This is a genomic window from Xylanibacter ruminicola (assembly GCF_900142525.1).
GTDB lineage: Bacteria > Bacteroidota > Bacteroidia > Bacteroidales > Bacteroidaceae > Prevotella > Prevotella ruminicola_A.
On sequence record NZ_FRBD01000019.1, the window covers coordinates 61428 to 76570 of the forward strand.

Here is a 15143-nt window from a genome sequence, read left to right on the forward strand (position 1 = left end):
GCAAAGTACATGCCGACAGGTGGCTCAAGTGACAAAATGTCAATCGGAGAAGGTCATTATGGTACGGAATTTAAACTCGCTTAAACAATGCTGACGCTATCTTAAACTCCTTTAAACATTGTCTCGATTTTGACAGCACAAAAACTGCCATCTATTACAGACGGCAGTATCGAAGGTTGTTCAAGAATTGATCACTTCACCTCACGTTCCTGAATGGTCTTGCCAGATCCCCAAGCCGTGCCGACTTTCTCGCCGACTACACGGTATTCGTTCTTGGCAGAATCGAAGATGACGGGCTGAAGCTTGCCGAGGTCGATGTTACCCTCCTCGTCGAGGATGCTCTCGTCAGCACTCATGTTGACAATCTCGCCAACGACACGGGCACCACCGTTCTCGTCTTCATCGAAGGTCACGACCTTGCACTCCAACGTCAGCTTGTACTCGTTGATGATAGGTGCATCGACATTGGGACTTGGTGTGATGGTGAATCCCGCTTTAGCCACCTTGTCGGGCACGTCGTTGCCGGACACGATGCCGAAATAGTCGCTCTGGACAATATCACCCTTCGTGGCAAAACTGATGGTGAAAGCCTTCTTCAGACGGATATTGTCTGTGGTCTTGTGCTTGGAGAGTTCGAAGGTGATGTGTTTAGGTCCGCACTGGCCTCCCCAAGCAGCCATCATCACGTCGGGATTCTTGTTTTCGTCCCATGTAGCAATCATGATGGCGGGCAGTGGTGTGATAACAGCCTTGTCGCTGAAGTTCTTGCGACCCTCAACTGCCTTTACCTCGACTTTCTCCTGAGTAGGATTCTCATTGACGTTTGCCTCACTCTTCTGCTCCTTATTTCCACAGGCGGCAATGAGCAGTGCGCCTGTCAGCACGAAGGCTGATGATTTCATAAAATTCTTCATACCTTTATTCTTTTATTTCTTGTATTTTTCGATCATAGCCCGCAAGGTGGCACCATGATGACCTTCCTGCTTGGCAAAAATCTCCATCTCGTCGGCAGCCTCGTTCATGCCTGCAGCCCGGAATGCCTGGGCAAACTGGTTCACCTGTTCCTCTCCCTTTTCCTCTCCGGCTGCATAGTTCTCTGCGATCTGCCAGATGTCGGCATTATACTTGCCGTTGAGCGTGGCATAGAATCCTGCATGGACGGCCTCCTGATTGGCCATCTCTATGAAGGTTTCCGAGACCTCTTCGGGATAGCCTTGCTCCTTTGCCATACGTGCGAGGGCATAGTACGTCATCACTTCTGCGGCTTCAGCCTTGGCGGCTCCGTCGCATAATTTCTCAAAATCTGTTCCTTTTGTAAGTCCGTAAATCATATTGTATTTTTTTATTGCTTTCTGAATTTATTCCGTAGTCGTTTATAGCCTTCAACGCCCAGGATCGTCAGTCCTCCATACTGGCAGGTCTTGGCCAGTCCGAAGAGCACAGCCCAAAGCACGCCCTTTATTGTGGCACTGATGGGCAGCAACATCTGGGCAAAGGACAGGATATAGAAGGGTATGCAGCACATCAGGACAATGACACCAGTCCTGAACGAAAGGGATTGCAGCCACTCTTTGATCTTCATGCCCATTCGAAGTTATCCTTTCCTGCAGCTGTTACAGAGTTTCTTGCAATACTTCCAGCCACCTGTTGACCAAAGGGCGAGGAAGATGAGTACCGGCTGGAAGAACAGTCGGATGAGACGGGCCTGATCGGTGTTGAGACCGAAGGCATCGATATGGTTCACATACTGGTTGATGTTGCCTGGGAAGATGAGCACATAGAAGAGTGCGAGCAGCGCACCGACGAGTGCTTTCTTTTTCCAAAGGAACAACATGCCAAGGCCGAGGGCAATCTCAATCACGCCCGATGCCAATACGACGAAATCTGTAAAGCCCGGACTGAACTGAAGCCATGTAGGCACCTGTGCTACGAACTCCTGACGAGCTATCGTCAGATGACTGATGCCTGCGTAGGTCATGAAGAGACCAAGTAGCAGACGGAAGCATATCTGGTTGTCAAGCTGTAATTCTGTGTGCATAATTTTCAATTCTCAATTGTCAATTAAGCCAGCATGGCTTCCACGTCCTTCTCGAAGTCTTTGGGCTCTGTGGTGGGCGCAAAGCGCTTGATGGTCTCACCATCCTTTGAGATCAGGAACTTGGTGAAATTCCACTTGATGTCACTGTCCTTCTCCACGCTCTTGCTGATGGCCTTGAAGAGCGTCTTGGCAGCTTTGGCTTTCAGGCCGTTGTACTCCTCTGTGGGAGCTACGCTCTTCAAATACTCGAAGATGGGCTGCGCATCGGGGCCGTTGACATCACCCTTCTTCATAATCTGAAATGTAACACCGTAGTTCAGTTGGCAGAACTCCTCAATCTTTGCATCGCCCTCAGGATCCTGCTCCTTGAACTGGTTGCAGGGGAAGCCGACAATCACCAGTCCTTTGTCCTTGTACTTCTGGTTCAGTTCCTCCAGTCCTGCGAACTGAGGTGTGAATCCACACTTGCTGGCAGTGTTGACAATCAGCAATACCTTATCCTGAAACTGTGAGAAATCTATCTCCTTACCTTTGCTCGTAAGAGCCTTGAAATCATAAATCTTTGCCATATCTTTTATCTGTTTATATCGTTCGCGATGCAAAGGTAAGAAGAATACTTTATATCGCAAGCGATTTATCAAAAACTTTAAGAGAGTTTAACAATATATCGTCTGCGATGTTTTCTTCGTGTACCCTTTAGAAGATGGATGCTACCAATGAATACAGGTAGCTGCCAAAGCTGATGAGTGCCCATATCATCAAGGCTATGAGCAATAGTAGGACAATGAGGACGATGGCTGACTGCCAAGTTCGTTGGTTCACTTGCTTGATGATGGTTTCATCACCGTCAACAAAGCCCTGAATCATTGCCATATTCTTTGTGTTGGCACGATGGAAGATGTCGATAACGTCACCGACGAAGAAGGGAATCATGCCCAAGAGCACGTCACGCAGGGCATTATTGAGGACGGCCAGCGTCAAAGGTATGCTCTTGATGACTCTCGACGAGAAATATACGAACGGCACTACACAGAGTAACACAAGGGCATCGCCCCAGCCAGGGATGATGCCAATGAGTGCATCCAGATAGTAGCGATCCATGTAGCGCGTCAGACCACTCATCGTCTGATAGGCTTTGTTGTCCATCAGACGTTTGAACGTAGTGAAAAGTTGCAAGCCCTCACAAAATATATAATGCTATCGCTGCACAGGCCTCGGCAGATGATCAACATACCCGGTCACTGCGACGGACTTTGTGCCGTGAAGATTACCCGCGAGGACGGACACTACGTGCTACTGTTCTCAGATGGCGGTTATGCCACGAAGTCGTGGAAGGAGATGATTACCAGCGGTGTGTCGCTCGACAAGGAGATGCAGCGCAAGTCGCTCCAGTGGATTCGCGAACAGTCAATGGATGCCAATTGCATCGAGAGCCTTGCCACTCACGATACAGACATCAAACCGCATGTGATAGAGTTGTAGCAAGAAAGTCCTTTATCAGTCGGGCAATCTCGGTGTGATGGTTCTTTTGCTAATATTCGTGCAGATCGCTTTACTTCGGTTGAAGACTCAGGCGGTAATCGCTGGGCGACTGGCCGAGATGCTTGGTGCAGTAACGGCTGAAGTAAGAGAGCGACGTGAAGTTCATCAGGTCGGCTATCTGAGTGAGCGACAGGCGTTCATCATTCAGATAGTCTTTTAATATAGGTATGGTATGGCGGTCGATGTATGAGGTTACACTGTGTCCCGTCACGCGCTTGATGGTGGCAGATAGATACTTTGGCGATACATTCAGTCGCTCGGCATAGTAGCTCACATCACGCTCCGTTCGGCTGATGCCGGTGGAAAGTAATGTCATCAGTTGTTTCGCGATGTAGGCTGTGCGGTCGGTATGGCTATCTGTGGATTCTCGTTGGGCATGGGCCTCGAAGATGTCGTACATCATCGTCAGGCAGAGACTGCCCATCAGTTCGCGATAGAACTGCAGATGGCGGTCATCCTTGCGGTCACGAAGACGATGGAAGTCATCAAGCAGATGTTGTGCTTGTTCATCTGTCAGTTTGATGACAGGGTCTTGGTTCAGCGAGATACTGCCACCGATGCTGTAGTTGTTCGACGGCAACAGGTTCTGCAGGAACTTGTAATCGGCAGCAAACCACTCCACCTGCAAGTCTGCATGTGCCGCAAGGTTCTTTACCCTATCGGGCATCGGTATCACAACCAGGTCGTTTTTGACAATGTGGTAGCAATGCTCGTTGAATACAAAACTTGCCTCGCCTGCTAAGCAAAGCAGATGCATGCAGGTGTGACTCAACTCACGGGCATTCATCCCGTAGAAGTCTGTTGAATATAGAAAATCTTCCTTCATGGCTGCGAAAGTTGCGATTAAGCGAGCGCAGGAAGCTTGCTTTTTGCCGAGCATGAGCAAGTTCGCGCAGTTTACTGTGCAAAATTACACATTATTTTATATATAAAAGAACGATTTCGGCAAAAAGTGAAAATTGTGAGGTGATTTGTGAAACCGCAGTATCGAAAAATCGTCGTACCTTTGCACCCAGATTCAAAAGTATATTTAAAATGAATATTAAAAGTATCATCACAGCCGCCATAGCATTGTTGGTTTCCACGGCTTGCAGCGGTGGCTCAAAACAGGAGAAAGTCATGGATAAGGATTCAAAGGCAATTGTAGTGTTCTTCTCACATGCTGGAGACAACTACGCAGTAGGAAACATTGAGGTGGGCAACACGAAGATTGTTGCCGACTACATCACTGAGTTAACTGGCGCAGAACAGTTTGAAATCGTCACCCACAAGTATGACGGTATGGCTTATACACCACTCATTAATCTGGCGAAGGAAGAGACCAAGAACGGTGAACTGCCTGAGTATGAGGGCGACATCGATTTGTCAAAGTACGACACCGTTTTCATAGGTGGTCCCGTATGGTGGGGAACCTATCCGCAAGTGATGTTCACCTTCTTCAAGAAGCATGCAAACGATCTGAAGGACAAGACCGTCATTCCTTTCACCACTCACGAAGGCTCGGGATTGGCCAACTGCGTGGAGGATGTGAAGGATGCCTTCCCTGGTGCAAATGTCACAAAGGGCTTTAGCATCTACGGTCACGAGGTGCGCACAGAGAAAGCGAAAGTAGAAAAATGGATTAATGGATTGAAATAATATGGAGTACATTACATTATCAAACGGCGTCAAGATGCCGACATTGGGCTACGGTGTGTTTCTCGTAAGCCCTGACGAGTGTGAGCGTTGTGTGAGTGATGCTTTGAGCGTGGGCTATCGCCTGATTGATACGGCACAGGCCTACCAGAACGAGGAAGCCGTTGGCACTGCCTGGCGCAAGAGTGGCATCAAACGCGAAGATTTATTCCTCGTGACAAAAATATGGATATCCAATGCTGGTGAGGAAAAGGCCGCCAAGAGTATCGACGAGAGCCTGCGCAAGTTGCAGACGGAGTATATTGACCTGCTGCTTATCCACCAAGCCTACGGCGACGTGTTCGGTACTTGGCGGGCGATGGAAAAGGCTTATCGTGCTGGCAAGGTTCGCGCCATCGGCGTCAGCAATTTCCAGGCAGGCCGTTTCTTCGACTTCGCCCACTATGTAGATGTGAAACCGATGGTGAACCAGTTGGAATGCAACACCCTCTCTCAGCAGACGGGCATCGAACCCATTCATGGCGAGTTTGGCACCAAGATGATGGCTTGGTATCCACTTGGCGGACAAGGCACAGACGGCATCGTAAAGAGTGAGTTATTGGCTACTATCGGAGCCAAATATGGTAAGACTGCCGCACAGATAGCCCTTCGTTGGCTCACCCAGCGTGGCATCGTGGCTATTCCCAAGTCGAGCCATAAGGAGCGCATGGCGCAGAATATCGACATCTTCGACTTCACGCTGAGTAACGAGGAGATGGCTCAGATTGCCAAGATGAACCAGCACGACGCAGGCACCAGAGATTTCGGCGACCCACAGTTCGTGAAATACTTAATTGAAACATACGGTTAAGTGAGGGCAGAATCATGCTTGCATGAATTCCGCCGAGCGTGAGTATGTTCGACGAAGTCAAAATTACGGATAATAAAAAAAACAACTATGTTAGGAAACTTTTCTTATTACAACCCAACCAAACTGTATTTTGGTGATGAGTCTTTGAACTTCCTCAAGGACGAACTGAAGGGCTACGGCCCAGTGGTGCTGCTCAACTACGGCAGTGGCAGCGTAAAGCGTAACGGCATCTACGACCAGGTGGTGGCTATCCTCAAAGAGGCAGGCAAGACCATCGTTGAGAACTCTGGCGTGATGACCAATCCCACCTTAGAGAAACTGCATGAGGGCGTCAAGATTGCCCGCGAGAACGAGGTAGACTTGATCCTTGCCCTTGGCGGCGGCAGCGTTTGCGACTACTCGAAGGCCGTGGCTGCATCTGTCTATTATGAAGGCGACTACTGGGACAAGTTCTGGCTGAAGCAGGAAAATCCCGCTAAGGACCAGAGACTGCTGCCTGTGGGCTGTATCCTGACGATGGCAGGCACAGGCTCTGAGATGAATGCAGGCACGGTGATTACCGATGCCGAGCACACGTTTAAGGTGGGCCATGTGTTCGACAACCGCCTGATGCCAAAGTTCTCTATCCTCAATCCGAAATTCACGATGACCGTGCCTGAGAACCAAATGAAAGCCGGCATCTACGATATCATGAATCACATCATGGAGCAGTACTTCTCGGACTTCGATGACAACACCAGCGACTACCTCTCTGAAGGACTGATGCGCTCTGTCATCCACAGCAGCCGCATCGCTGTAAAGAATCCTCAGGACTACGAGGCACGCTCGAACATCATGTGGACAGCCACATGGGCACTGAACACCCTTATCGGGCTGGGCAAGCAGCAGGACTGGATGGTTCACATGATTGGTCACAGCGTGGGTGCTTGGACACATGCCCCACACGGCTATGCGCTGGCATCTGTCTCAATGGCCTACTATCGCCGCGCCATGCAGAACGGTCTATCTAAGTTTGTGCGCTTCGCCAAGAACGTGTGGAATATCCAGAGCAACGGAATGACCGACGAACAGATAGCCGAAGCTGGTCTGCAGGCCCTGAAGGCATGGATGCTGGAGATAGGTCTGCCACTGACCATCAGCGAGTTGGGTGCTACTGACGATATGATTGCTGGCATCACCGAGGGCACCATCTGCTATCCCGCCGGTTATCTGAATCTGACGAAGTCAGACGTGACAGAGATTCTTAAGGAGAGCATGTAATTGGCAGATGTCGGTGGTGGTGTGATTTCACCACAAGCAGGTACAAGTGCTCATCTGCATTGCTGGGCGCGGCTGGTATCAGGAATGGGGCAAGGCTCCCGTTGAGATGACTCCCGGCACTGTCATCGCCGTACCCGCAGATGTCAAACATTGGCACGGAGCACAGAAAGACTCATGGTTTCAACACCTGACCTATCATAAGGATGTTCAGGAAGGAGCTGGTAACGAGTGGTGCGAGCCTGTAGATGATGCTGCCTATAATGCATCTTCATATTGTCATCATCATGATTAATATAGCAAAAAATAATCTTTTCTTATTACTTCATATTCTTGGTGAAAAACTCTGCCAGCTTATCCCACGGAATCATGTTCTTGGGCTGACCCTGACCTGCCTTTTCCTCGTAGCCGCCATCGTAGAGGTCGCAGTGAGAGGCATCTGGTATGATGAGCAGTTGCTTGTTCTCTGGGTTGGGATTTGGCTCGCCAACAAACTTATAACCCTCAGCTTTGCCATCCACCATATAGTGATAAGCAGCCTCGCCAAAGTAGCGTGAGTGGGCGTCAGCACCGTGCATCACGAGAACGGCAGAGCGGATTTCGTTGATATAATAGAGGAAGCGGCTGTTGGCATAGGCCTGTGTTCCGATGACGCGCCAGCCGTCGTTAGAGTTGCCGGAGCGCTTGTGGTAGCCGCGTGGGGTCTTGTAATAGTCGTAGTAGTCGTGCACAAAGTTGGGCGCCTGTGGTGGAACGGTATCCAGCACACCTCCTGCCATCGCGTTGGGGTCGGTGAGGCGTTGCTTTGAAAGGTTTTCGCGGTTCCTATGACGCCACTGCTCGTTGTCGAAAGCATCGTTATAGTCGTTGCCACTGACACGAGTCATATCATACATCGTAGAGGCTACGGTAGCCTTGATGCGAGTATCGGTAGCGGCAACATTCAGCGCGATGCCTCCCCAACCGCAAATGCCGATGATGCCAATCCGTTCGGCATCCACATTGTCCTGCTTCGACAGGAAATCGACTGCAGCCATAAAGTCCTCGGTATTGATGTCGGGCGATGCCGTGCGACGCGGTTCACCGCTGCTTTCACCTGTATAGGAAGGGTCGAAAGCCAGTGCCACGAAACCACACTCTGCCATCTTCATGGCATAGAGACCACTGCACTGCTCCTTCACGGCACCAAAGGGACCAGAGACCGCAATGGCAGGTAACTTTTCTCCCCTCTCTTTGGAGGGGTCGGGGAAGGCTGGTGTATAGAGGTCTGCCGCCAGCGTCAGTCCATACTGTGTTTTAAACGTCACCTTCTTGTGGTTCACCTTCTCGCTCGGCGGGAACACCTTGTCCCACTCCTGCGTCAAATCTAACTCTTGTTCCATGTTGTTATTAGTAGTTTGTCTGTTGCTTGTGCAGCCTGCCAGCATTCCGCTCAGCAGCATTGCGGCTAATAATACTTTCATATATTACGATAGTTAAGAAAATTCAATAATTGCACTCACATCTTCTCCTATTGAAAGGGAAACTATAATCACGTTATCATTCTTGTAGATGGTAGGAACTAGCATCTCACCGAGTTTGGCAGCCACTCGGTACTCTACCCTCAAACTGCTTACAACGTAATCCTCCGGCAACAGTTCCATCGCCATGCGGACATAGTTGGCATTGTTCACGTGCTTGTTGTAGTCGATGTCGGCACGGAGTACTCTGATAGGCTCCAACACCTCACCATCGCTTTTGGGCAGGATGATGCGTCGGTCCTTATAGTTCATCTCCAACTGGGGTTCCAGTGTCATGGACTGAATGGTTGCATCATTCACGCGTTTCAGTTTTCCTGCCACCTTATCAACGAATGCTCCCATGCTCCATGTCTTGTAGCAGGGATTGCCCTGTGAATCGTAGATGAACGTGTTACGGAATCCGAACATGGGTTTCATGCCATAGACGGAGGTCGTCACCTTCAGTTCCTCTTTGTATTCAGGTACTCGAATAATTTCAACCTGCCGGGTTGCCAACAGCTGAGCCATGTTCTGCTCCGTAAAGTACTGTTTTACGCCAGGCTCTGAATCAATCCACATTTCGGAGCAGTCCTGCATCATCTGGAGGGCAGAGTAGAGCTTCAGCCGTCCCTCGCTGTCACAGGCACTTGTCGTTACCTTATAATTCAAACTGTACATGATTATTTCTTCTTTGTTTTAGTTTGTTATTCCTTGGCCTTTGCCACCAGTCGCTTGCCCAGTTCGTAGGCTTTTTCGAGGTCGATGGGGAATTGTGTGTCGCGTACCTCGGCCTTGTGAGCCTCGCTGAACGTGGCGGCATCGTAGCGGTCGTAGTTCGAGAACTGATAAGTGTCATAGCTGCATAATATCTCTGTAGGACCGAACACAGCGAGTTGCTTGGCAGAGGTGTCCATGAGGATAGGGTAGTTCATCTGACGGTACACCTCTTCGTTGGGACAGTTCATCGTATAGATCGTAGCCGAACAGATGCGCTTTAGCACGACGGGTTTGGAGTAGTCAGAATAGTTGACTGCAGGAAACTCCATTCGTTCCATAAAGGCACGAAGGGCGGCTGAGGGGTAGCCACAATAGTTGGGCGAACCGCACACCAGTACGTCGGCCTCCACAGCCTTCTGGAGTATGGGCTGCAGGTCGTCCTTGAAAGAGCAGACACCCTTCTTGCCTCCCTTCAGCTTACAGGCAAAACACGACATGCAGCCCTTGTAGTTCATACTGCGGTCATAGAGGTTCACCAGTTCCACCTCAGCACCAGCCTCTCTGGCACCATCCATGGCACGCTTCAGCAGCTGTGCCGTATTGCCGTTCTTACGCGGACTTCCGTTGATAAATAATGCTTTCATAATTTTTGTGGTTTTAGAATTATATCTTCTTCGTTTTCGTATATTTAACCTTCGGTTGAATATGCTCACGCTCGGCAGAATCCAAACGAGTTTGTTTCTGCTCTCGCTTACTCGCATATTTAATCTTTACAATCTCAAAAGAGTTTCGGGTCAGTTCCTTTAGCAGGTCATCAGGGGCAGTCAAGGGGTTGATGCCTATCCAATGCTTGGGCGATTCGTTATACGGATTGCCGATGCACTCGTACTGTGCCTTCAGGTCTTCGATGCGCTCTGGCTGGCATTTCAGCGAGATGACTGAGAAATCATTGCAGTCGAAGAATGAGAACATGTGGCCCATTACGTAGAACACCAATACTCCCTCTCCGTTCTTGAACTTCTGGAAAGGAAGTTTCTCCTCAATGTCTTCGCCTAGCGACAGGCAATACTCGCGATAGTCTTCTATGTTCATTTCGGCTTAGCATTTCGATAATCGGCAATGGGGGCTATCTGTAGCGGATGACGGTCTGGAATCTCGTAAGTCAGCCCCTGCTGATGCAGCTCGTCGAGGAACGTATCAAGATATACATCGGTTGCAAAACGCTGCATGAAACTGATGCTGAAAACACCTGCGGCAGCACTGACTTCCACTACAATCATATAGGCAGAGTCGGTCTCTGTGCGCATCTCCCTGATATATTGTTCGGCAGCACCAAGACCAGCCTTCCCTACATAGCTGAACATGCACGAACCGTACTGCTGGCTCAGTTGGTTTGTTGGAGCAAAGGCCTGATAGCGGGCTTGAAGCGTGGGCAGTTGTTCCACCCTTTCCATCCGGTCTTGGGTCTGCCAGAAATAGTCTTGCAGGTTGTCTGGATAAGTCTGCTCGGCTATCATCTTGCGGAAAGCTGCTATCTGAGTATCAAAGTCCGCCTGCTGCATATCTTGCCCCAGTGGCAGGAACAGTCCGCCTACTTGTGAATGGTGTGCCGCTGTGGTTCCGAGTGTCTTTCTCAAATCAACTGCTACTGTAACGGTTGGTGCCAGAGGCGCACTCTCTGGATGCAGACGGGCGATGGCTCTTGCCAGAAGCAGGGTTAGGAAAGAAGTAGGCGTGGCACCGCATGCCCGCACACGCTTCATCATCTGCTCCTCAGAGATGCGTATCTGTACCACTTCTTTCTTATCAGCAAGGGGTACGATGGCATCGGTGGCCAGATTGATAACCTTAGGACGTTCAGGCAGCTGCTGCGGGTGGATGCTCGTTGGTCTTGGCAGTGTGGTGGGATCAGTCCATTCTGCCTCGTCGATGATGTCACCTGCAACCCAGACTCCTGCAGGGTCTAACTCACTATCGTAGCGTCGCCGGCAGTATTCATAGAGCAATGTCCGGAGGATGCGATAGGCGGCAGTCCCGTCGATGAGTGCATGAAAGAAATCCAATGCCACGCAATCGTCCCACCATGAAAAAGCCATCAGATGTTCGTTGGCTTCTTCACTGCACAAGCATACCGGCTGTCGGCAGCCCGTGACTTTCCAAGGCTGTGGATTGTCGTGATAGACATAGTGCTCGCTGCCGTCAGCATCGCGTTCGACACCAAGTTTGACACACAGGTAAGGGTATCTCGTCTGTGCTGCTGCAACTGCTTCTTCGAGCAGATGCCTATCCACATCATCTTTCATCTGAAGAACGATGCGCACCGTCATAGGGTACTCGTCATCGGCCCTATTCAAGTAGAAACGCTCAATATATAATCTCTGCATCGGTCGGTTTAGATTTGTCAAAGTCTATTTACTCTGCATGAACAGCCAGTCGCGCACTGCTGCAATCTTATAGCCGTAGTCAAAAGATGCCATGTGCTCCATACCCTTGCCTGATTCAGGGAGTACACTGCCTGCCTCCCACTTGATGAAGTTGATATTGCCGCCCTTGGCTATCAGTTCCTCGGCCAATCGTTCCTGTTCTTCGCTTGGAAGCTTTGCACTCCATGATGTGGAGTCAACACGGGCATTGTTCTCCTTCAGCACCTCAGCCAAATCTTTCATGCCACCCGATGCTTTCTGGTCGCCGCCAGCCACGATGTAGAAGAAATGCTTCTTGCCGAAGTCTTGCATTTTCGAAGTGTCCCACTGACTGCTGACAAACAATGAGGCCGCAAAAAGATCGGGATATGTGATGTTGAAGTAGAACGACATCATGCCGCCCATTGACTGTCCTGTGGTGTATAGGCGGTTGGTATCTACATTGTATTCCTTGCAGACGGTCTGAAGCAGTCGGATTGTCATTTCCACCTCGTCCGTCGTACTCCAATCATCCTGCACAGCCCAGTCAGTATATTGTGGCACCAACACGAATGAAGGATGCTTCTGCTGGTCTCTATTTGAAGCGAACTCCAAGGCACCATACCCTTGCGTGAGCGGAGCCGTCACTTCCTTTCCTGCAGTACTGGCATCAGCCATGAAGAGCACTAAGGGGAGTTTCTGACCTGCCTCGGCACCTTCGGGAACCAGCAGATTATACTCCATTGTCTTGCCTGTCTGTTTGTCGTTGTACGTCAGTTGCTTGAACTTTCCTAGTGTCTCTTGCTTCAATGCCGCGAAAACACTGTCAGAATCTTTGTTAATCACCATGTGGCCACCTTGGCGAGGACCACGTTCACCGCCCTTCTTCTTCTGGGCGCAGGCTGTCAGGCACATCACTCCTACTGCCAGCAAAAACATTACTTTCTTCATATTTCCTTGGAGTGTTTCGAGTCGCGGCTCTGGTCTCTACCAAGACCTTTTTAAGTGAATTATATTATGTGTTTGTTTGCTAAATTGGAATTTATATGATTTCTTTTTTGAATTTTGCGGGATTACCAGCCACTAAGGTCCGTGGAGCGACATTACTGGTTACCACAGAACCTGCAGCAATGACTGCACCATCACCAATTACGACACCAGGCAGTATCACGGAATGGCCACCAACCCAAACATCATTGCCAATAGTAATTGGAATTCCATAGCCATCAAGCGTTCTACCTTCGGGTTGGAGACGATGACCAGCTGTATAAATTCCCACATCAGGCCCAATCAGACAGTTATTGCCGATGTGTATTTCTGCAACGTCGAGCATCGTACAATTATAATCAGCATGGAAATTGTCGCCGACATGGATATTCTTGCCAAAGTCGCAATGGAAATTATCACCAACGAAAGGATTACTACCAGAAGATCCGAACAATTCCTTGACAATTTCTTGCTTCTGGATATGATTGACCAAAGACAGACTGTTTAATCGCTTGATAAGCTCAGATGTTTTGGTTAACTGTAATAGCACATCTTCACTAATATCTGTACGACTGAATGTTATCTTTTCCATAAATTCCTTGTTTATCTGTCTTTTATCTCTATCTTTTTTATTACCTTGGCTGGAACGCCACCAACAATGGTATTCGGTTCAACGTCCTTTGTCACTACTGCACCAGCAGCCACTACGGCTCCATCGCCGATGGTTACTCCAGCAAGAACGGTGGCATTGGCTCCAATCCATACGTTTTTGCCGATGTGAATTGGTGCATAACTCATGCTCTGGCGCTTGGCCGGGTCAAGGTCGTGGTTGATGGTTGCCAGCACGACGTTGTGACCGATGAGAGCGCCCTCGTCGATGGTGATACCGCCCTGATCCTGGAACTTACAGCCCATGTTGATGAAGACCCGTTCACCAACGATGGTGTTCTTGCCGCAATCGGTATGAAACGGAGGAAACATGCCTACCGTCTTGGGCACTTCACGTCCCCAAAGCTGTTCCAGCAAATCGTGCAACTGCTCTGGAGTATGATACTTGCCGTTAATCTCTGCTGTTATCTTCAGTGCCTCCTGCGACAGCTGATGGAACATCATGTGGACATCACCACCGCCAACGACGGGTTTGCCCGATGCCATGTAATCACGAAATTCTTGTATTGTCATTATTCTTTATTTTTATGTTCTTTTGTAAACTTGTAAATTGTTAACGTAGGAAGGATAACCAATAGCAGCAACGCAACCTCTAACAATGCGTACGACCCGAAGTAGTCCACCAATGTCTGGAATTTCAGGACTCCATCTATCAGAAAGACCAGAAAGGCAAACCAGCAGAGAAAGAATATTGCCGAATACTTGATTTCCCGTTTCTTCAGTTTCATCATTCGATAGTTTAATACCACTTATATCCGCGAGCCTAATGGCTACTCTTTTAATTATCAATCACTTACAGACAGGCAAAATTATAATAGGTAACGGTCTAGAAACTTCCTGTCTGCGTCGTTCTGCTTTGTTTCAATATGTCAAATATCTGATGCAAAGGTAATCATTTTCCTCGAAATCACCAAATAATTCTTCAGTATTCTAATACAATGGCAGACAGTCCCCCATTGAGATATAAAGAAACCACTAAACTGCTGTCCCACCTTATTATATATGTGGGACAGATGTTTTGACCGTTGTCAATCGTGCCAATGTTAACGTGTCGTCAGACCTAAACTCGTAAAAAAACATAATTTTAGAAGAAAAACCAAGATATTCGGCAGAAAATGAAAAATTTTCATTATCTTTGTAGCATAAAAAATTTATCGTATGGAAGATGTAAACAGAATTAAATTGGTTCTTGTGGAGAAAAAACGTACCAGCAAATGGCTGGCAGAACAGCTCGGTGTTAACCCCTCGACTGTTAGCAAGTGGTGTACGAACTCTTCCCAACCAGACCTTGCATGTATATTAAAGATTGCAGATCTACTGGAAGTTGACTTAAAAGAACTCTTTGTGAGAGAGTACAAACAATATCTCCTTTCTCAGGAGTTAAAATGAATAATGTACTATCGTAGCAAGGTCGTTCCTCCGTCGTTCGTAGGTCGTAGCTATATCGTAGCAAGGGCGTAGGATAGGCGTTGCTTAGACCGAGGATAGAGGTGGCCAAGAGCAAGCCGAGACCTTTGGGAGAGGTTCGAGAGGCCTTCGAGGAACCA

The 15143-nt window shown here is 48.9% G+C and carries 20 protein-coding genes and 1 pseudogene; 6 read left to right on the top strand and 15 right to left on the bottom strand.

Annotated features, from left to right (window positions below; genetic code table 11):
* Positions 1-191: 191 nt before the first annotated feature.
* The 6 genes from BUB86_RS12635 to BUB86_RS12660 form a co-directional block, all read right to left on the bottom strand.
* Positions 192-914, bottom strand: a complete 723-nt coding sequence (locus BUB86_RS12635; RefSeq protein ID WP_254795165.1) for a flavin reductase family protein — start codon at positions 912-914, stop codon at positions 192-194.
* Between the two features lie 12 nt (positions 915-926).
* The gene (locus tag BUB86_RS12640; RefSeq protein WP_073210078.1) at positions 927-1331 is read right to left on the bottom strand and encodes a ferritin family protein; all 405 of its coding nucleotides are present in this window, start codon (positions 1329-1331) and stop codon (positions 927-929) included.
* Positions 1332-1342: 11 nt separating this feature from the next.
* Positions 1343-1582 (bottom strand): hypothetical protein, encoded by a 240-nt coding sequence (locus BUB86_RS12645; protein WP_081373242.1) that lies wholly within the window; start codon positions 1580-1582, stop codon positions 1343-1345.
* 12 nt (positions 1583-1594) lie between these two features.
* The gene (locus BUB86_RS12650) at positions 1595-2038 is read right to left on the bottom strand and encodes a hypothetical protein (protein WP_073210082.1); all 444 of its coding nucleotides are present in this window, start codon (positions 2036-2038) and stop codon (positions 1595-1597) included.
* A gap of 23 nt (positions 2039-2061) precedes the next feature.
* Positions 2062-2607 (bottom strand): glutathione peroxidase, encoded by a 546-nt coding sequence (locus BUB86_RS12655; RefSeq protein ID WP_073210084.1) that lies wholly within the window; start codon positions 2605-2607, stop codon positions 2062-2064.
* A gap of 127 nt (positions 2608-2734) precedes the next feature.
* Complete coding sequence (locus BUB86_RS12660; protein ID WP_073210086.1) at positions 2735-3184, bottom strand: DUF4112 domain-containing protein; 450 nt, start codon at positions 3182-3184, stop codon at positions 2735-2737.
* A gap of 75 nt (positions 3185-3259) precedes the next feature.
* Here BUB86_RS12660 and BUB86_RS12665 point away from each other — a divergent pair, with 75 nt between their 5' ends.
* Positions 3260-3520 (top strand): hypothetical protein, encoded by a 261-nt coding sequence (locus tag BUB86_RS12665; protein ID WP_139261611.1) that lies wholly within the window; start codon positions 3260-3262, stop codon positions 3518-3520.
* A 70-nt stretch (positions 3521-3590) separates the two neighbouring features.
* Here the strand turns inward: BUB86_RS12665 and BUB86_RS12670 are convergent, their stop codons facing one another.
* Positions 3591-4406, bottom strand: a complete 816-nt coding sequence (locus BUB86_RS12670; protein WP_073210191.1) for a helix-turn-helix domain-containing protein — start codon at positions 4404-4406, stop codon at positions 3591-3593.
* 209 nt (positions 4407-4615) lie between these two features.
* Between BUB86_RS12670 and BUB86_RS12675 the strand changes: the two genes are divergently transcribed.
* The 4 genes from BUB86_RS12675 (at position 4616) to BUB86_RS12690 (ending at position 7617) form a co-directional block, all read left to right on the top strand.
* Positions 4616-5218, top strand: a complete 603-nt coding sequence (locus BUB86_RS12675; RefSeq protein ID WP_073210090.1) for a flavodoxin — start codon at positions 4616-4618, stop codon at positions 5216-5218.
* 1 nt (position 5219) lies between these two features.
* Positions 5220-6065 (top strand): aldo/keto reductase, encoded by an 846-nt coding sequence (locus BUB86_RS12680; protein ID WP_073210093.1) that lies wholly within the window; start codon positions 5220-5222, stop codon positions 6063-6065.
* An 87-nt stretch (positions 6066-6152) separates the two neighbouring features.
* On the top strand, positions 6153-7325 hold the full coding sequence (locus tag BUB86_RS12685; protein ID WP_073210096.1) for an iron-containing alcohol dehydrogenase: 1173 nt from the start codon (positions 6153-6155) through the stop codon (positions 7323-7325).
* A 46-nt stretch (positions 7326-7371) separates the two neighbouring features.
* Positions 7372-7617, top strand: coding sequence for a hypothetical protein (locus BUB86_RS12690; RefSeq protein WP_073210098.1), 246 nt, complete (start codon positions 7372-7374; stop codon positions 7615-7617).
* Positions 7618-7642: 25 nt separating this feature from the next.
* Here BUB86_RS12690 and BUB86_RS12695 read toward each other — a convergent pair whose 3' ends face one another.
* The 8 genes and pseudogenes from BUB86_RS12695 to BUB86_RS12730 form a co-directional block, all read right to left on the bottom strand.
* Complete coding sequence (locus BUB86_RS12695; protein ID WP_410543944.1) at positions 7643-8785, bottom strand: alpha/beta hydrolase; 1143 nt, start codon at positions 8783-8785, stop codon at positions 7643-7645.
* A 12-nt stretch (positions 8786-8797) separates the two neighbouring features.
* A complete protein-coding gene (locus BUB86_RS12700; RefSeq protein ID WP_073210099.1) occupies positions 8798-9499 on the bottom strand; it encodes an acyl-[acyl-carrier-protein] thioesterase in 702 nt (233 codons plus the stop codon).
* A gap of 26 nt (positions 9500-9525) precedes the next feature.
* Positions 9526-10182 (bottom strand): flavodoxin family protein, encoded by a 657-nt coding sequence (locus BUB86_RS12705; RefSeq protein WP_073210101.1) that lies wholly within the window; start codon positions 10180-10182, stop codon positions 9526-9528.
* Between the two features lie 19 nt (positions 10183-10201).
* Positions 10202-10630 carry an MmcQ/YjbR family DNA-binding protein gene (locus BUB86_RS12710; protein ID WP_073210104.1) on the bottom strand — a complete coding sequence of 143 codons (429 nt, stop codon included), beginning with the start codon at positions 10628-10630 and terminating at the stop codon, positions 10202-10204.
* Positions 10627-11922 carry a hypothetical protein gene (locus BUB86_RS12715; protein WP_073210106.1) on the bottom strand — a complete coding sequence of 432 codons (1296 nt, stop codon included), beginning with the start codon at positions 11920-11922 and terminating at the stop codon, positions 10627-10629. The genes BUB86_RS12710 and BUB86_RS12715 overlap by 4 nt, the downstream gene beginning before the upstream one ends.
* A 24-nt stretch (positions 11923-11946) precedes the next feature.
* On the bottom strand, positions 11947-12891 hold the full coding sequence (locus tag BUB86_RS12720; RefSeq protein WP_073210108.1) for an alpha/beta hydrolase-fold protein: 945 nt from the start codon (positions 12889-12891) through the stop codon (positions 11947-11949).
* 109 nt (positions 12892-13000) lie between these two features.
* A pseudogene (locus BUB86_RS18315) lies at positions 13001-13150 on the bottom strand (DapH/DapD/GlmU-related protein); the annotation flags it as partial.
* A 380-nt stretch (positions 13151-13530) separates the two neighbouring features.
* Positions 13531-14109, bottom strand: a complete 579-nt coding sequence (locus BUB86_RS12730; protein ID WP_073210112.1) for a DapH/DapD/GlmU-related protein — start codon at positions 14107-14109, stop codon at positions 13531-13533.
* A 645-nt stretch (positions 14110-14754) separates the two neighbouring features.
* On the opposite strand from BUB86_RS12730, the gene BUB86_RS12740 reads away from it, so the two are divergent.
* Positions 14755-14985, top strand: coding sequence for a helix-turn-helix transcriptional regulator (locus tag BUB86_RS12740; protein WP_073210116.1), 231 nt, complete (start codon positions 14755-14757; stop codon positions 14983-14985).
* Positions 14986-15143: the final 158 nt, after the last annotated feature.

What these genes read in the sequence shown, in the direction of transcription:
- BUB86_RS12635 (WP_254795165.1), bottom strand. Translation starts at nt 914, where the DNA reads ATGAAGAATTTTATGAAATCATCAGCCTTCGTGCTGACAGGCGCACTG.
- BUB86_RS12710 (WP_073210104.1), bottom strand. Translation starts at nt 10,630, where the DNA reads ATGAACATAGAAGACTATCGCGAGTATTGCCTGTCGCTAGGCGAAGAC.
- BUB86_RS12715 (WP_073210106.1), bottom strand. Translation starts at nt 11,922, where the DNA reads ATGCAGAGATTATATATTGAGCGTTTCTACTTGAATAGGGCCGATGAC.
- BUB86_RS12685 (WP_073210096.1), top strand. Translation starts at nt 6,153, where the DNA reads ATGTTAGGAAACTTTTCTTATTACAACCCAACCAAACTGTATTTTGGT.
- BUB86_RS12720 (WP_073210108.1), bottom strand. Translation starts at nt 12,891, where the DNA reads ATGAAGAAAGTAATGTTTTTGCTGGCAGTAGGAGTGATGTGCCTGACA.
- BUB86_RS12700 (WP_073210099.1), bottom strand. Translation starts at nt 9,499, where the DNA reads ATGTACAGTTTGAATTATAAGGTAACGACAAGTGCCTGTGACAGCGAG.
- BUB86_RS12660 (WP_073210086.1), bottom strand. Translation starts at nt 3,184, where the DNA reads ATGGACAACAAAGCCTATCAGACGATGAGTGGTCTGACGCGCTACATG.
- BUB86_RS12695 (WP_410543944.1), bottom strand. Translation starts at nt 8,785, where the DNA reads ATGAAAGTATTATTAGCCGCAATGCTGCTGAGCGGAATGCTGGCAGGC.
- BUB86_RS12640 (WP_073210078.1), bottom strand. Translation starts at nt 1,331, where the DNA reads ATGATTTACGGACTTACAAAAGGAACAGATTTTGAGAAATTATGCGAC.
- BUB86_RS12730 (WP_073210112.1), bottom strand. Translation starts at nt 14,109, where the DNA reads ATGACAATACAAGAATTTCGTGATTACATGGCATCGGGCAAACCCGTC.
- BUB86_RS12705 (WP_073210101.1), bottom strand. Translation starts at nt 10,182, where the DNA reads ATGAAAGCATTATTTATCAACGGAAGTCCGCGTAAGAACGGCAATACG.
- BUB86_RS12650 (WP_073210082.1), bottom strand. Translation starts at nt 2,038, where the DNA reads ATGCACACAGAATTACAGCTTGACAACCAGATATGCTTCCGTCTGCTA.
- BUB86_RS12670 (WP_073210191.1), bottom strand. Translation starts at nt 4,406, where the DNA reads ATGAAGGAAGATTTTCTATATTCAACAGACTTCTACGGGATGAATGCC.
- BUB86_RS12675 (WP_073210090.1), top strand. Translation starts at nt 4,616, where the DNA reads ATGAATATTAAAAGTATCATCACAGCCGCCATAGCATTGTTGGTTTCC.
- BUB86_RS12680 (WP_073210093.1), top strand. Translation starts at nt 5,220, where the DNA reads ATGGAGTACATTACATTATCAAACGGCGTCAAGATGCCGACATTGGGC.
- BUB86_RS12740 (WP_073210116.1), top strand. Translation starts at nt 14,755, where the DNA reads ATGGAAGATGTAAACAGAATTAAATTGGTTCTTGTGGAGAAAAAACGT.
- BUB86_RS12655 (WP_073210084.1), bottom strand. Translation starts at nt 2,607, where the DNA reads ATGGCAAAGATTTATGATTTCAAGGCTCTTACGAGCAAAGGTAAGGAG.
- BUB86_RS12645 (WP_081373242.1), bottom strand. Translation starts at nt 1,582, where the DNA reads ATGAAGATCAAAGAGTGGCTGCAATCCCTTTCGTTCAGGACTGGTGTC.
- BUB86_RS12665 (WP_139261611.1), top strand. Translation starts at nt 3,260, where the DNA reads ATGATCAACATACCCGGTCACTGCGACGGACTTTGTGCCGTGAAGATT.